Below are 14,497 nucleotides of genomic sequence, written 5' to 3' on the forward strand. Positions count from 1 at the left end.
ATTTAAAGATTACTGAATTTGACCATTACGACTGAATGATGGCAATTTCAAACCAGCTTCTTTATGCATCCATACATAAATTGCTTGTCCTGTTAAATTTGCCTCAGGTACGAATCCCCAGATTCGACTATCAGCACTCTGATCACGGTTGTCACCCATGGCAAAGTAATATCCTTTCGGAACAGTTACTTCCCAGCTTTGACCATTTGTTCTCACAAAGCGATCATTCGCAGTGGCAACATAAGGAAGATCTTGTTTGGTTTGTGCATAATTGAAATGCGCAATAATCGGGTTTTGACCTTCCAAATTACGAACCAAATACTTATGATCACCTAAAGTTTCATAATGATAAATTGAATTTGGCGTGTCTGAAACATCTTTTTCACGATTAAATTCAGCCGATTCCGTTACAACTTTTTCACCATTGATGGTTAATTGATTATTCTCAAAAACGATATGATCACCAGGTAAACCAATAATACGCTTAATATAGCTAATTGATGGGTTTGGTGGATATCTAAATACCGCCACATCACCACGTTCAGGCTCATTGACATTCAACACTTTGGTGTTGCTAATCGGTAAACGAACACCATATTGATATTTGTTCACCAAGATATAATCACCCGTTTCCAATGCCGGAACCATGGATTCAGATGGAATATTATAAGGTTCAAAGAAGAATGAACGCAGCACTAACACAACTGCAAGTACAGGCCAAAAATCATATGCCCATGTAATAATGAAATTTTCATTCCCTTTTCCTTTGGTTGCTCTTTGTTTGAGCACCAATTTATCCAGCAACCACAATCCAAAAAAGATTAGGGTTGCAGGTACGAGAATGAGGTTAAAATCAAAATCCATGGGATATTCCTTGTTGTTATCGCTCTACTTTTAACACAGCTAAGAACGCTTCTTGTGGGATTTCTACACTACCCACCTGCTTCATACGTTTCTTACCTTCTTTCTGTTTAGCGAGAAGTTTCTTCTTACGTGAAACGTCACCACCATAACATTTTGCCAATACGTTCTTACGCATTGCTTTTACTGTTGAGCGCGCGATAATTTGAGCACCAATCGCAGCTTGAATTGCCACATCAAACATTTGGCGCGGAATCAAATCTTTCATTTTTTCTACAAGTGCAATACCACGATGTCGCGCATCTTGACGGTGACAAATCATTGCCAATGCATCGACTTTTTCACCATTGATCAAGACATCTACTTTTACAAGAGAAGAAGACTCAAAACGGACGAAGTTGTAATCTAATGATGCAAAACCACGTGAACATGATTTCAATTTATCGAAGAAATCCATCACGACTTCAGCCATTGGTATCTCAAATGTAATGGCTACTTGGTTTGCCATAAACTTCATATCTTTTTGAACACCGCGTCGTTCAACACACAACGTCATTACATTACCAAGATATTCTTGTGGCACAAGGATATTACATTCTGCGATCGGTTCACGAAGATCTTCTACAGTAGATCCATCTGGCATTTTTGATGGACTGTCGATATAAACTGTCTCACCACTCTTCATGACAGCTTCGTAAATTACAGTCGGTGCCGATGAAATCAGGTCTAGATCATATTCACGCTCTAAACGCTCTTGAACAATCTCCATGTGCAGCATACCCAAGAAACCGCAACGGAAACCAAATCCTAATGCATCTGAACTTTCAGGTTCAAAGAATAATGCTGAATCGTTAATTTGCAGTTTTTGTAATGCTTCACGGAAAGGTTCAAATTCACTCGAATCAATTGGGAATAAACCAGCATATACCTGTGGTTTAACTTTTTTGAATCCAGGTAAAGTTTCTACTTCTGGCGTTGTAGCAAGTGTAATCGTATCTCCAACTGGCGCACCAAAAATATCCTTGATACCAGCAATCACAAAGCCAACTTCACCTGCTTCTAAAATATCAGTTTCTGTATGTTTAGGATTAAAAATACCGACAGAGGTAATGATGTGCGTTTGACCTGTTGATTTCATCAACATTTTATCACCTTTACGCACCCGACCTTGCTTAATACGAACTAAGGATACAACACCTAAATAGTTGTCAAACCATGAGTCAATAATTAAAGCTTGAAGCGGCGCTTCACGATCACCCGTCGGAGCAGGAATGGTATTCACAAGTGTTTCTAAAACACCTTCGATTCCTAATCCAGTTTTAGCTGAACACGTAGGTGCTTCAGTTGCTTCAATTCCGATAATGTCTTCAATTTCTTGAATAACACGCTCTGGTTCAGCTTGAGGTAAATCAATTTTATTAAGTACTGGAAGAACCTCAAGACCTTGCTCAATAGCTGTATAACAGTTTGCAACTGACTGAGCTTCAACACCCTGAGCTGCGTCAACAACTAAAAGTGCACCTTCACAAGCAGCAAGCGAGCGCGAAACCTCATATGAGAAGTCAACGTGCCCAGGTGTATCAATAAAGTTCAGTTGATATTCTTCGCCATTAGGGTGTGTATAATAAAGCGTCACAGATGCAGCTTTAATGGTAATCCCGCGCTCACGCTCAAGCTCCATTGAGTCTAGAACTTGCGCTTGCATTTCGCGATCTTGCAAACCACCACAGGTCTGAATAAAACGGTCAGCTAAAGTTGACTTCCCGTGATCAATGTGAGCAATGATCGAAAAGTTACGTATATTTTTGATATTTACGGATTTTTTAGCTTGCGCCATGGGTTACCTTGAACAATAAATTGCGCTATGCATGAAATAAAAACTACATAGCAAAAGCTGTTTAACAAATTGCGGACGATTATAGCAGATGGATTTTTCAAAGTATTCATAATAATGAACACCATGTGGTGAAATATTTAATTCGTCCGACTCAAGCAATTCTTTAGTTAGCGGGTAAAGAATAATCTTGAGTGAAATCCAAAGGATTTAATACCTCAGAAATAGGCTGATAAGCTTGAGTAAATGTTGGCGATAATCGTTTAGGTCTGCCTGTCGCAATCTCTACACAGGCCCATTTGGTATTTCCCACAAATAATAATGATTGGTCTGAAGGTCTAAAAAAAGCGTACTGACGGAATGAATACATCGCATTCAAATCATTAAGCCAAGTTCTTAAAATAATTTCATCATTTTCAAAACACGCCTTTCTGTAATTCATGTGATGCTCAACAGCAACCATGGCATGTTTGAGTTCTAGATATTGCTCAACCCCCAAACCCAGTTGTTGAATATGTGCTGTTGCAACATCTTGCATCCATTTTACATACACCACATTATTCACATGACCTAAAATATCAATGTCTTGTGCTGTTGCTTTTATTTTAAGGTCAAAGATTGTACTCACTGTATTCCCTTGTATTGCGTATTCATCATCAACATTCGAAAAGAGTTTAATATAATTTTAGGGTTAAATAAAAAAGACCTTGCTGTCGCAAGGCCTTTTATTCAATTTATGTTTATTTGATTCTTAATCCGATCATGGCATTTCGCCCTTCACGGATGATACCCACTCGTGCAACTGTATTCGTTTTAAGATTAGCCACCGCTTCCACAAAATCTTGTGTTGTACTTACATTCTTACCATTAATCGAGGTGATCACATCACCAGCCATAATACGAGATTGTGCCGCCAAACCTCCGCGTACAACCTCTTGAATGTAGACACCACCTTTAACACCAAGGCGTGTTTTTTCAACAGGTGCAAGTTCGCGTATCGCAACACCTAATGTAGGTCCGCGTTTTTTAGCTTCACTTACATTTTGCGCTTGTGCAGGTGTTTCATCTGGTGCTGATGCAAGTGTTGCTGAAATCGTACGTACACGTTCATCGCGCAAGATTTCTAACTGAATTTTTTGATTTGGCTGTGTTCTATTTAAGTAATTTAATAGCTCACTCGTTCTTGAAATTGCAGTTCCGTTGAATTTCAAAATAATATCATTTTGCTTTAAGCCAGCGCGCTCTGCTGGGGAATTTGGCGCAATTTCTGTGATTAAAGCACCTTCAGGTTTCGGTAACTTATAAGCTTCTGCAAGGTTACGATCAATCTCTTGTAAATGAACACCAAGATATGAGCGACTGACTTTACCATTTTTCTTTAATTGATCCGCCACATCCATGGCTACATCGATTGGAATGGAGAAAGACAATCCCATATATCCGCCAGTACCACTGAAAATACGAGAGTTCACACCAATCACTTGACCTTGTTGATTAAACAATGGCCCGCCAGAGTTACCAGGGTTTAGTGCGACATCAGTTTGAATAAACGGAACTGATGTTTCACCCAACATATTTCTTGATTTGGCACTGACAATCCCCGCAGATGCCGAGTATTCAAAACCAAACGGTGAGCCAATGGCAAGAACAGGTTCTCCAACTCTTAATTGGTCGATATTCCCAGTCGAAAGTGCTGGGTAATTCGTACCTTCAACTTTCAGTAATGCCACATCAGTACGTTCATCACTACCAATAACTTTGGCATCAATCTCGCGACGATCATTTAACATGATGGTGATTTGTGAAGCATTTTCTACAACATGATGATTGGTAATCAGGTAACCATCACGGCTAATAAAAAATGCACTTCCAAAACCCGTTTTCTCTTGAGGAGCTTGGCGCTGCGGAATAATAATTTGATTGCCGAAGAATCGTTTCAGTAGTTCAGGTACTTGTTGTTGAAGAATTTCTTCTTGTGTCATTTTCTTAACAACATTCACGCTGACGACACCCGGACTTACTCGCTCTACAAGATTTGAAAAGTCAACAGTAGCCGCCGCTTGAGTTTGCACTGCCGCAGTAAAGACTGCAGCAAAAAGTCCTGATGCTATAACGCGATTTTTCATGTTAAGTGAACTCTCATTTATGATTCTTGGATAAAATAATTTTTAGCACAATCAAAATTCGCTGTGCGTAAATAAATGTTTCTATATTAATAGAAAACAATACTTTACTTAAAATATGATTAAAAACTAATAGTTCAAGTGCATAAAAAAAAAATTGATCAATCAAACTCTTGAATTTTGCTTTGAAAAAGAGCCATATTAACGCACTTTTAAAATTCAGTTTGCGAATGGAAATGCCGAAAAATACAAGTACACATCAATTTGATGTGATTATTGTGGGCAGTGGCGGTGCGGGTTTAAGTCTAGCACTCTCATTACCTGATCATTTTAATATCGCAGTGTTAGCAAAATCTCATTTGAAAGATGCCAGCACGTATTATGCACAAGGAGGCGTTGCAGCTGTTCTTGATGAGGCTGATTCTATTCAACAACATATTGATGACACGCTCATTGCAGGTGCTTATCTCTGTGAAAAACAAGCTGTTCAACACACGGTTGAAGGAGGAAAACCCTCTGTTGATTTTTTACTGAAACAAGGTGTTAAATTCACACTAGATGATGAAGATAACTTACATCTCACACGTGAAGGTGGGCATTCTCAGCGCCGCATTATTCATTCCGCAGATGCAACAGGGAAAGCAATTTCAACCACTTTAGTTGAACGGGCACAAGAAAAAAACAATATTCACATCTTTGAAAATTACATTGCGATTGACCTCATTACAGCGCATAAGCTGGGGCATTTGAATCAGGAAAATCGTGCTTTGGGCTTATATGCTTTAGATGAGCAAACCGAGCAAGTGCATACTTTCTTAGCACCATTTACTGCACTGGCATGTGGCGGTGCCATGAAAGCATATTTATATACCTCTAACCCTGATATCGCTACAGGCGATGGTATTGCAATGGCATATCGTGCTGGATGCCGCGTCGCCAATATGGAATTTAATCAATTCCACCCAACCTGTTTATATCATCCTCAAGCACGTTCCTTCTTAATTACTGAAGCAATGCGTGGTGAAGGCGCTTATCTTCGTTTACCTGACGGCGAACGCTTCATGCTTCGTTTCGATGAACGTGCAGAGTTAGCACCACGTGATATTGTAGCTCGAGCTATCGACTACGAAATTAAAAGATTGGGTATACGACATGTATGGCTAGATATTACCCACAAAACCCCTGAGTTCATTAAAGAGCACTTCCCCACGTTGTATGCTCGTCTACTCGAGCTGGGTATTGATATTACCAAAGATATGATCCCAGTTGTGCCAGCAGCGCACTACACCTGTGGTGGTGTCGTAGTCGATGAACATAGTCAAACGGACATTCAAGGTCTATATGCGATTGGTGAGACGTCTTATACAGGTTTACACGGCGCTAACCGTATGGCAAGTAACTCACTTTTAGAATGTTTTGTATATGGCATGAGTGCAGCAAAGCATATTCAAGATCAACATCAAAATATTATAGATCACTATGAAGTCCCTGAATGGGATGCTTCTCAAGTCATGAATCCTGATGAAGACGTTGTCATTTTACAAAACTGGGATGAGTTACGTCAGACCATGTGGAACTATGTAGGTATTGTACGAACGACCAAACGTTTAGAACGTGCATTACACCGCGTTGAAATGCTGAAACATGAAATTACCGAATATTATCAAGATTATTATGTCAGTAAAAATCTAATTGAGCTTCGTAACCTTGTGCTCGTTTCTGAAATGATTATTCGTTGTGCGATGCAAAGAAAAGAATCACGCGGATTACATTACACTTTGGACTATCCTGAGCCTTCGCAAGAATTACGAAAAACCGTACTCACCCCACCAAATTTTGAAGTGGAAACACCTTTAGTTGAGGTTTAAGTTCAAAATAAAAAAAGCGAGTTCATACTCGCTTTTTTATGCCCTTTTGGGAGGAATTGAGTAAGTTCCAGTAACGTGAGCTATCGGCTCATCATTCCCAACAGAGTACAAGTAAACCTCTCCGACAACTAGAGTTTTGCCAACTTTCATTAATTTACAAACACCTTTGATGTCACAACCACCTTTCGGTTTTTTAAGAAAGTTTATATTCATATTGGTCGTCACTGTAAGACCTACAATACCAATTTCTCCCAGTATTGCGATATACAATCCATAATCGGCTGCTGTCATCATGGTCGGACCTGAAACTGTCCCTCCAGGTCTTAAATCATTTTCATCAACATGATAAATGACTGTTGCACCACGTGGCTCTACTGACACTATTTCACATTTTTGGAGACTTTGTGGAAATTCGGTTTGTAGGAATTTGAATATTTCTTCTTTATTACTGATCATATTGAGTCTAATCGTTTTTCCATAAACAATGACTCAATATAAATCAAATTTGCTTTTTTAATTAGCATTTATGCTCAGCTTTCCATGAACTAATTCGTTCAATTGCATCATTAAATACTTGCTCAGGACTTCGTGTTGCATCAATACGCTTAACACGATTGGGTTCTAACTGATGTAATTCAGCAAATCCTGCGCGTACTTTTTCAAAAAAAGCTGCTTTTTCTTGTTCAAACCGATCCAATGCTCCACGCGCACGCGCTCGTTGCATTCCGAGTTCAGTCGGAGCATCCAACCAAAATGTCAGGTCAGGCATTTTTAGAACAAAGTTTTGGTTTAAAAGCGCTAATTTTTCACGGCTTAACCCACGACCTGCACACTGATACGCGAAACTGCTATCACAAAAACGGTCGCATAACACGATCGAACTATTTTCAAGTGCAGGCATTATAACTTGTTGCAGATGTTGCGCTCGAGCTGCGTACATTAATAATAGTTCAGTATCATTACTCATTCTTTCTTCATGATTCACTGTCAGAAGTACGGAACGAATTTGCTCAGCGAGCGGAGTACCACCTGGTTCACGAGTTAGAACAACTTGCTTTGATTGCTCAAGGAAGTAGTCACGAATTTTATGAATCAATGTCGTTTTACCAACACCTTCTGTGCCTTCAAAGCTAATAAACACGTCTATTTTACCCCTTACTTTTTAGATCGAATCACAGCAAGATATTCTTGAACAGCGCGATTATGGTCATCTAGATTGGTACTGAATTTGTGACCTCCATTTCCAGTCGCCACAAAATAAATATAGTCAGAATGATCTGGATGCATTGCCGCTTCGATCGCTTTATCACTTGGTAATGCGATCGGTGTTGGTGGCAATCCGTAATTCGTATAAGTGTTATATGGTGTTGGCGTTCTTAAATCTTTACGGGTAATGTTACCCGTATATTTATCGCCCATACCGTAAATGACGGTTGGATCAGTTTGTAAACGCATACCAATTTTTAATCGACGAACGAATACGCCCGAGACTTTATCTAACTCATAATCAACATTGGTTTCTTTCTCAATAATTGATGCCATGATGAGCGCTTCATATTTATTTTTATACGGCAAATCAGAAGCTCGATTTTCCCAGGCTTTATCTAGCGCCTTCATCTGGTGTTGATACAAATCAGTTAAAATTTTACGATCTGTTTCACCCTTTGCAAAAAAATAAGTATTTGGCGCAAACAATCCTTCTGGATGTGAAAATGGAATATTCAATTCCTTTAATATTTCTGCATCGCTCAAATGAACCAGCTCTTTCGTCACCAATTCATCATTCTTAAGTGCATTTTTTAACTGCTTAAATGTTGTACCCTCAATGACCAAAATTCGATTCAATTGTGCATTTTCAGAATTCGAAATCATGTCTAGAACTTGACGGACACTCATTCCCTCTTTAACTTCATAAACTCCAGCTTTCATGCTGTCATGAATCATCAATCGTTGATAAATCTTTAAAATAATGGGAAATGAAACTTGTTTATTTTGAGCTAAACGATCAATAAATTGTGAGTAAGTATCACCATGATTAATCGCGAGCATTTGCTTTTTACCCTCTACAGGATAATCCTTCCATAGACTTGCAGATAGAATCATGGTTGCAAGCAACATTAGGCCTGCAATAATGAGTAAAAGCGCTTTAGGTTTAAAGGATGTCTTGCTGTTCTTTTTCTTTGTTGATTTCTGAGGAGAGGACATAAGCTTTAAATCTGATTAAGTTGAAGGTGGTGAAAAAGATCAATACACGCTTGTGTATCTAATCGACGATCATCAAGGCAAGAGGCGATTTTCATTGGGTGGAGCGCATTACAATAAAATACACTTTGAATGTGAAGAAGTTCATTCAAATCAATTACTCTTTTTTGGAACGTTATACAATAATGATTCATACGCTCCAAAATTTCAGCACGCATCACCCCATGAACGCCATTATAACGAAGTTCAGGACAAATCCACGTATCATTCAATCGTATAAAGCAGTTACTGCTGATTCCTTCAACAATATAGCCTTGAACATCTATAACTAAAGCTTCTTGAAAACCCTTCTCATCGGCTTCCTGCTTTAGTAACACTTGTTCTAACCGATTCAGTGATTTAATTCCCACCAATTGTGGCATGGTTAAACCCATTACTCGCTCAAGTAAACCACTCTCAATGACTTCATAGTGATGATCAGTCACGTTTTGCGGATAATAATACAACCAAAGATCTGCTGAATGATGAGGTAAACTGTATCCTCGTTGCCCCTCGCCTCGACTCAGTACAATTTTAATCGTCCCGTTTAATTGCTCATATTCTTGCTGTAAATACTGGATAGACTCAGCAATATAGTCAAGATTAGCTTGAAGTGACAATCGCTCAATGGCGGTATTCAATCTTTTTAAATGACGTTCAAATAATTCAATTTTATTATTTCGAATTCTTGCCGTGGTAAAACAGCCATCCCCATAATGGAAGCCACGATCCAAAATAGTTATTGCATCCATTGGCTTGGCATTTTTTAAACAGATCATTTCAAGCAACCTCATTCCTTTCTCATAGTGTAAAAAGTCACTCACAAAATGAATAGCTGTTTTGATCATAACTTTTTCATTTCTTCTTATTTTTTTATTTTAAAAAATTTCCCTATGCTCAAATCATCAAAAAACGACAAACACATAGGAATAATGATGCGTTCTTTTAAAATTGGGGTCTTTGCAGCTTTACTTTCAGTCACTTCTGTTTCCACACTCGCAAAAGATTTTTTAAATGTTTCATATGATCCAACTCGCGAACTTTATTACAACTTTAATAAAGAGTTTGGAGCATATTGGAAAAAGCAGACTGGTCAAGATTTGAATTTTAAACAATCTCATGGTGAATCTGGTAAACAAGCCCGTGCGGTCATTGATGGCCTAGATGCAGATGTCGTGACTCTCGCACTCGCAGCAGATATTGATGCGATTGCTGAAAAAACCAATTTATTACCAAAAGACTGGCAGAAAAAATTCCCACAGAACTCTACACCCTATACCTCAACCATCGTGTTTTTAGTCAAAAAAGGCAATCCCAAAGGGATCAAAGACTGGGGAGACTTGATTAAAAAAGATGTTGGAATTATTACGCCAAACCCTAAGACGTCAGGTGGTGCGCGTTGGAATTACTTAGCAGCATGGGCTTGGGCAAAACACCAACCCGGCGGTAACGATGCTAAAGCACAAGAATTTGTACGACAAATTTATAAAAATACTAAAGTGCTAGACTCTGGTGCACGTGGTGCAACAACAACTTTTGCAGAGCGTGGCATTGGAGATGTACTCCTGGCTTGGGAGAATGAAGCACATTTAGCTCTTCGTGAACAACCTGGAAAATTTGAAATCATTACACCAACACTTTCCATTCTTGCTGAGCCCCCTGCAGCAATTGTTGAGAAAAATGCGCAAAAAGATGGCAACCTCAATGTCGCAAAAGCTTATTTGAATTATCTGTATTCTCCAGCTGGTCAAACCATTGCTGCCAAAAACTTTTATCGACCACGAAATGCAACGGTACTTTCAAAATATCAATCCGTGTTTAAACCTTTGAAATTAGTCACGATTGATAAAGAGTTTGGAGGTTGGACAAAAGTCCAAAAACAACATTTTGATAATGGCGGGATATTCGATCAAATTGTCAAAGCAAACAGTAATAAATAAAATTAAGATTTAAGCTTTAACTTATGACGTACCGATCATATTCATGATCGGTATTTTTTTAACAATACATCTAAATCTTTTTTTTTCATATAAAATTCATTTTTAATTATTTTTTATGCATAAAGGTTAGATTTATTCTAGTGCCATGTAACAGAATATTTTCTTTTGAGGTTGCCATGCGCTTTTCAGCTAAATTAAAACTTGGGGTTCTCGCAGCTTTTGTTTCGGCTGCTTCGCTTAGCGCTTCCGCTAAAGATTTATTAAACGTCTCTTACGATCCTACTCGTGAACTCTACGTAGAAGTAAATAAAGAATTTGGTGCGTATTGGAAATCTCGGACTGGGCAAAACGTCAACTTTCGTCAGTCACATGGCGGTTCAGGTAAACAAGCGCGTGCAGTCATTGATGGTTTAAATGCAGATGTCGTGACTCTCGCACTCGCAGCTGACATTGATGCGATTGCTGAAAGAACCAATTTATTACCAAAAGATTGGCAGAAAAAATTCCCTCATAATTCCACACCCTACACTTCCACAATCGTTTTCCTCGTCAAAAAAGGAAATCCAAAAAATATTAAAGACTGGGGTGATTTAGTAAAACCGGGTGTGGAAATTATTACACCAAACCCTAAGACGTCAGGTGGCGCACGTTGGAATTATTTAGCGGCTTGGGCATGGGCTAAACACCAACCAGGTGGAAATGACGCCAAAGCACAACAATTTGTTCAACAAATTTATAAACAAACCAAGGTCTTAGATTCTGGCGCTCGTGGCTCAACTACAACTTTTGCTGAACGCGGTATTGGCGATGTTTTGCTTGCTTGGGAAAATGAAGCTCATTTAGCACTGCGTGAACAACCAGGTAAATTTGAAATTGTGACGCCAACACTTTCTATACTTGCTGAACCACCTGTAGCGATCGTTGAAAAAAATGCAGAAAAATCAGGCAATAAATATTTGGCGCAAGGTTATTTGAATTTCCTTTACTCGCCTAAAGGACAACATATTGCCGCAAAGAATTTCTATCGTCCGCGTAATCAAACTGTATTAAAACAATATTCATCAACATTTAAGCCACTGAAATTGGTCACAATTGATCAAGAGTTTGGTGGCTGGGCGAAAGTACAAAAAGCTCATTTTGAGAATAATGGTATTTTTGACCAAATTACCAAAGCAAATAACACAAAAAAATAACCAATGGAGCATGACATGATACATACACTCATTGTACCCGGCGTCGGCGGAAGTGATGAAAATCATTGGCAATCATGGTTGCAACGTCAAGTCATGCCATGCTCACGTGTTCAACTAGATGATTGGAACTTTCCTTTACTCTCAGATTGGATCCATCGTTTTGTAGAAAAAATTTCGCAGATAGATGCACCCGTACAGATTGTTGCACATAGTTTTGGCTGTTTAACGTCTGTCGCTGCTCTGCATCAGCACCCAGAAATAGCACAGAAAGTTAAACAACTGGTTTTAGTTGCACCAGCCAATCCAAGTCGTTTTGGTGAGAATGGTTTTGCTCGTTTGAGTTTGACTGATTATAGTTTTTACTTTCATCAAATTAAGATTAGCGTTCCCACAAAAATGCTCATCAGTGAAAATGATCCGTGGTTAGGTTTTGAGGATGCAAAAAAACTAGCAAAATCATGGGGTGTAAAACCGATTAACTTAGGTCAAGTTGGTCATATTAATGTTGATTCAGGATTTGGACCATTTCCAGAGATCTTCGATTTTTTGATTCATGATAAGCTGTCGAACTATATCAATAGTATTGATAATGGCAAGTTGTATTACAAATTTGCAATTTAAAGTTCGCCACTTATTCTTGATAAATTTTTTAATTCAATTGCTTATTGATTTCGGTAAGCTTTTTCTCTCATTTGAGGAGTAGTCATGTCGCAGCGATCCCGAGTGCTGCCAGGATTTGGTCTATCTCTAGGCTTTACCCTAGCGTATTTATCTTTAATTGTGCTCATACCCTTGTCGGCTGTTTTTATTAAGTCTTTAGGTATTGGCTGGGAAGGTTTATGGGAGATTTTAAGTTCTGAGCGTATCTTAAAATCATTACAACTAAGTTTCAGTGCTGCACTCATTGCTGCCTTCATTAATGTTGTATTTGGCTTATTACTCGCTTGGTGTCTCGTGCGCTATAGTTTCCCTGGTAAACGAATTGTTGATGCATTGGTTGATTTACCCTTTGCGTTACCAACAGCTGTTGCTGGGATTGCATTAACATCTTTATATGCTCCCACAGGCTGGATTGGTCAATATCTTGAACCCTTAGGAATTCAAGTCGCTTATAGCCCTATTGGGATTACATTAGCCCTGATATTTATTGGCTTACCTTTTGTGGTTCGTACAGTACAACCTGTACTAAGTGACTTAGAGACTGAACTTGAGGAAGCAGCGTCAGCATTGGGTGCAAATCGACTACAAATTGTAGCCAAAGTGATTTTACCGATTCTTTTCCCTGCATTAATCACAGGATTTGCTCTCGCATTTGCCCGTGGCGTGGGTGAATATGGTTCGGTCATCTTTATCGCAGGTAATCAACCCTTCGAAACTGAAATTGCGCCATTAATGATTATTTCTCGATTGGAAGAATATGACTATGCAGGTGCAACGACGATCGCCGTTGTCATGCTCCTTATTTCATTCGCTATCTTGTTCTTGATTAACTTGTTACAAGCATGGGCGAGTCGTCGTACAGGGAGAACTGCACAATGAGTTTGAATACAAATAGCAATGCTTTAGCGGAAAAATTGCAATCTCGTGATGCGACGCGAGAACCGACTTGGGTTCGTTATACACTCATTGTCATTGCCATGATTTTCTTCCTCAATTGCTTAATCCTGCCTTTGATTTTAGTTTTTGTTGAAGCATTCAAACAGGGTATCGGCGTTTATGCGCAAGCTTTAGTTCATCCAGATACATTGTCGGCTGTAAAGCTCACCTTACTGACAGCTACAATTGCTGTACCGCTCAACGTAGTATTTGGTGTGGCGGCAGCTTGGTCTGTTGCGAAATTTAATTTCCGTGGTAAATCCATATTGACCACGATTATTGATATGCCTTTCTCAGTATCTCCCGTAATCGCAGGTCTGATGTTGGTATTGATGTTTGGTACGCAAGGTTGGTTCGGTGGGTGGCTGATGGATAACGACATTAAGATTCTATATGCCGTTCCAGCAATTGTACTAGCAACCATCTTTATTACAGTTCCTTTTGTGGCGCGTGAGCTCATTCCACTGATGGAAGCTCAAGGTACAGAAGAAGAGGAAGCGGCAATCGTTTTAGGAGCTTCAGGCTGGCAAACTTTTTGGAAAATCACGATTCCAAATATTAAATGGGGCTTGATATACGGGGTTATTCTTTGTAACGCACGTGCAATGGGTGAATTCGGGGCAGTCTCTGTAGTATCGGGTCATATTCGTGGAGAGACCAATACATTGCCACTGCATGTAGAGATTCTCTACAACGAATATACCTTTAGTGCAGCATTTGCTGTTTCATCCCTCTTGGCTTTATTGGCGATTGTGACCTTGATTCTTAAAACATGGGTCGAAATTCGCCAAGAGAAATTAAGCAAACGTAACGAAGATTCTACAGTTTAAAGGAAGTATCC

General features: G+C 39.1%; 14 protein-coding genes. 6 read left to right on the plus strand and 8 right to left on the minus strand.

The annotated features are described in order from the left end of the window. Positions 1 to 9: 9 nt before the first annotated feature. The 4 genes from lepB to AC1M9A_RS06355 all read right to left on the minus strand — a co-directional run bounded on the left by lepB (position 10) and on the right by AC1M9A_RS06355 (position 4,821). Complete coding sequence (gene lepB / locus AC1M9A_RS06340; protein ID WP_035267182.1) at positions 10 to 864, minus strand: signal peptidase I; 855 nt, start codon at positions 862 to 864, stop codon at positions 10 to 12. A 16-nt stretch (positions 865 to 880) separates the two neighbouring features. Continuing rightward, positions 881 to 2,698: a translation elongation factor 4 gene (gene lepA, locus AC1M9A_RS06345; RefSeq protein WP_180028436.1), complete on the minus strand. Its 1,818-nt coding sequence runs from the start codon at positions 2,696 to 2,698 to the stop codon at positions 881 to 883. A 163-nt stretch (positions 2,699 to 2,861) separates the two neighbouring features. After that, complete coding sequence (locus tag AC1M9A_RS06350) at positions 2,862 to 3,323, minus strand: acyl-CoA thioesterase (protein ID WP_481590304.1); 462 nt, start codon at positions 3,321 to 3,323, stop codon at positions 2,862 to 2,864. 112 nt (positions 3,324 to 3,435) lie between these two features. Further along, positions 3,436 to 4,821, minus strand: a complete 1,386-nt coding sequence (locus AC1M9A_RS06355) for a Do family serine endopeptidase (protein ID WP_481609876.1) — start codon at positions 4,819 to 4,821, stop codon at positions 3,436 to 3,438. Between the two features lie 233 nt (positions 4,822 to 5,054). On the opposite strand from AC1M9A_RS06355, the gene nadB reads away from it, so the two are divergent. Continuing rightward, on the plus strand, positions 5,055 to 6,686 hold the full coding sequence (gene nadB / locus AC1M9A_RS06360) for an L-aspartate oxidase (protein WP_481609877.1): 1,632 nt from the start codon (positions 5,055 to 5,057) through the stop codon (positions 6,684 to 6,686). Positions 6,687 to 6,722: 36 nt separating this feature from the next. On the opposite strand, the gene AC1M9A_RS06365 is transcribed toward nadB, so the two are convergent. From AC1M9A_RS06365 to pabC, 4 genes are all read right to left on the minus strand, one after another. Further along, positions 6,723 to 7,142: a PaaI family thioesterase gene (locus tag AC1M9A_RS06365; RefSeq protein ID WP_481595969.1), complete on the minus strand. Its 420-nt coding sequence runs from the start codon at positions 7,140 to 7,142 to the stop codon at positions 6,723 to 6,725. A gap of 61 nt (positions 7,143 to 7,203) precedes the next feature. Then, the gene (gene tmk, locus AC1M9A_RS06370) at positions 7,204 to 7,827 is read right to left on the minus strand and encodes a dTMP kinase (RefSeq protein WP_481597363.1); all 624 of its coding nucleotides are present in this window, start codon (positions 7,825 to 7,827) and stop codon (positions 7,204 to 7,206) included. Positions 7,828 to 7,841: 14 nt separating this feature from the next. After that, positions 7,842 to 8,891: an endolytic transglycosylase MltG gene (gene mltG, locus AC1M9A_RS06375; protein WP_481609878.1), complete on the minus strand. Its 1,050-nt coding sequence runs from the start codon at positions 8,889 to 8,891 to the stop codon at positions 7,842 to 7,844. Positions 8,892 to 8,896: 5 nt separating this feature from the next. Further along, a complete protein-coding gene (gene pabC, locus AC1M9A_RS06380) occupies positions 8,897 to 9,706 on the minus strand; it encodes an aminodeoxychorismate lyase (RefSeq protein WP_481609924.1) in 810 nt (269 codons plus the stop codon). A gap of 153 nt (positions 9,707 to 9,859) precedes the next feature. On the opposite strand from pabC, the gene AC1M9A_RS06385 reads away from it, so the two are divergent. The 5 genes from AC1M9A_RS06385 to cysW all read left to right on the plus strand — a co-directional run bounded on the left by AC1M9A_RS06385 (position 9,860) and on the right by cysW (position 14,486). Further along, positions 9,860 to 10,867, plus strand: coding sequence for a sulfate ABC transporter substrate-binding protein (locus AC1M9A_RS06385; RefSeq protein WP_481609879.1), 1,008 nt, complete (start codon positions 9,860 to 9,862; stop codon positions 10,865 to 10,867). A 176-nt stretch (positions 10,868 to 11,043) separates the two neighbouring features. Beyond that, complete coding sequence (locus tag AC1M9A_RS06390) at positions 11,044 to 12,060, plus strand: sulfate ABC transporter substrate-binding protein (RefSeq protein ID WP_481609880.1); 1,017 nt, start codon at positions 11,044 to 11,046, stop codon at positions 12,058 to 12,060. Between the two features lie 15 nt (positions 12,061 to 12,075). After that, complete coding sequence (locus tag AC1M9A_RS06395; RefSeq protein ID WP_481591413.1) at positions 12,076 to 12,681, plus strand: alpha/beta hydrolase; 606 nt, start codon at positions 12,076 to 12,078, stop codon at positions 12,679 to 12,681. 84 nt (positions 12,682 to 12,765) lie between these two features. Then, positions 12,766 to 13,599 carry a sulfate ABC transporter permease subunit CysT gene (gene cysT, locus AC1M9A_RS06400; protein ID WP_481609881.1) on the plus strand — a complete coding sequence of 278 codons (834 nt, stop codon included), beginning with the start codon at positions 12,766 to 12,768 and terminating at the stop codon, positions 13,597 to 13,599. Continuing rightward, entirely contained in the window at positions 13,596 to 14,486 is an 891-nt protein-coding gene (cysW, locus tag AC1M9A_RS06405) for a sulfate ABC transporter permease subunit CysW (RefSeq protein ID WP_481609882.1), read from the plus strand. Before cysT ends, cysW begins: the two co-directional genes overlap by 4 nt. Positions 14,487 to 14,497 lie beyond the last annotated feature (11 nt).

This window comes from Acinetobacter sp. ANC_7634 (genome assembly GCF_056779875.1).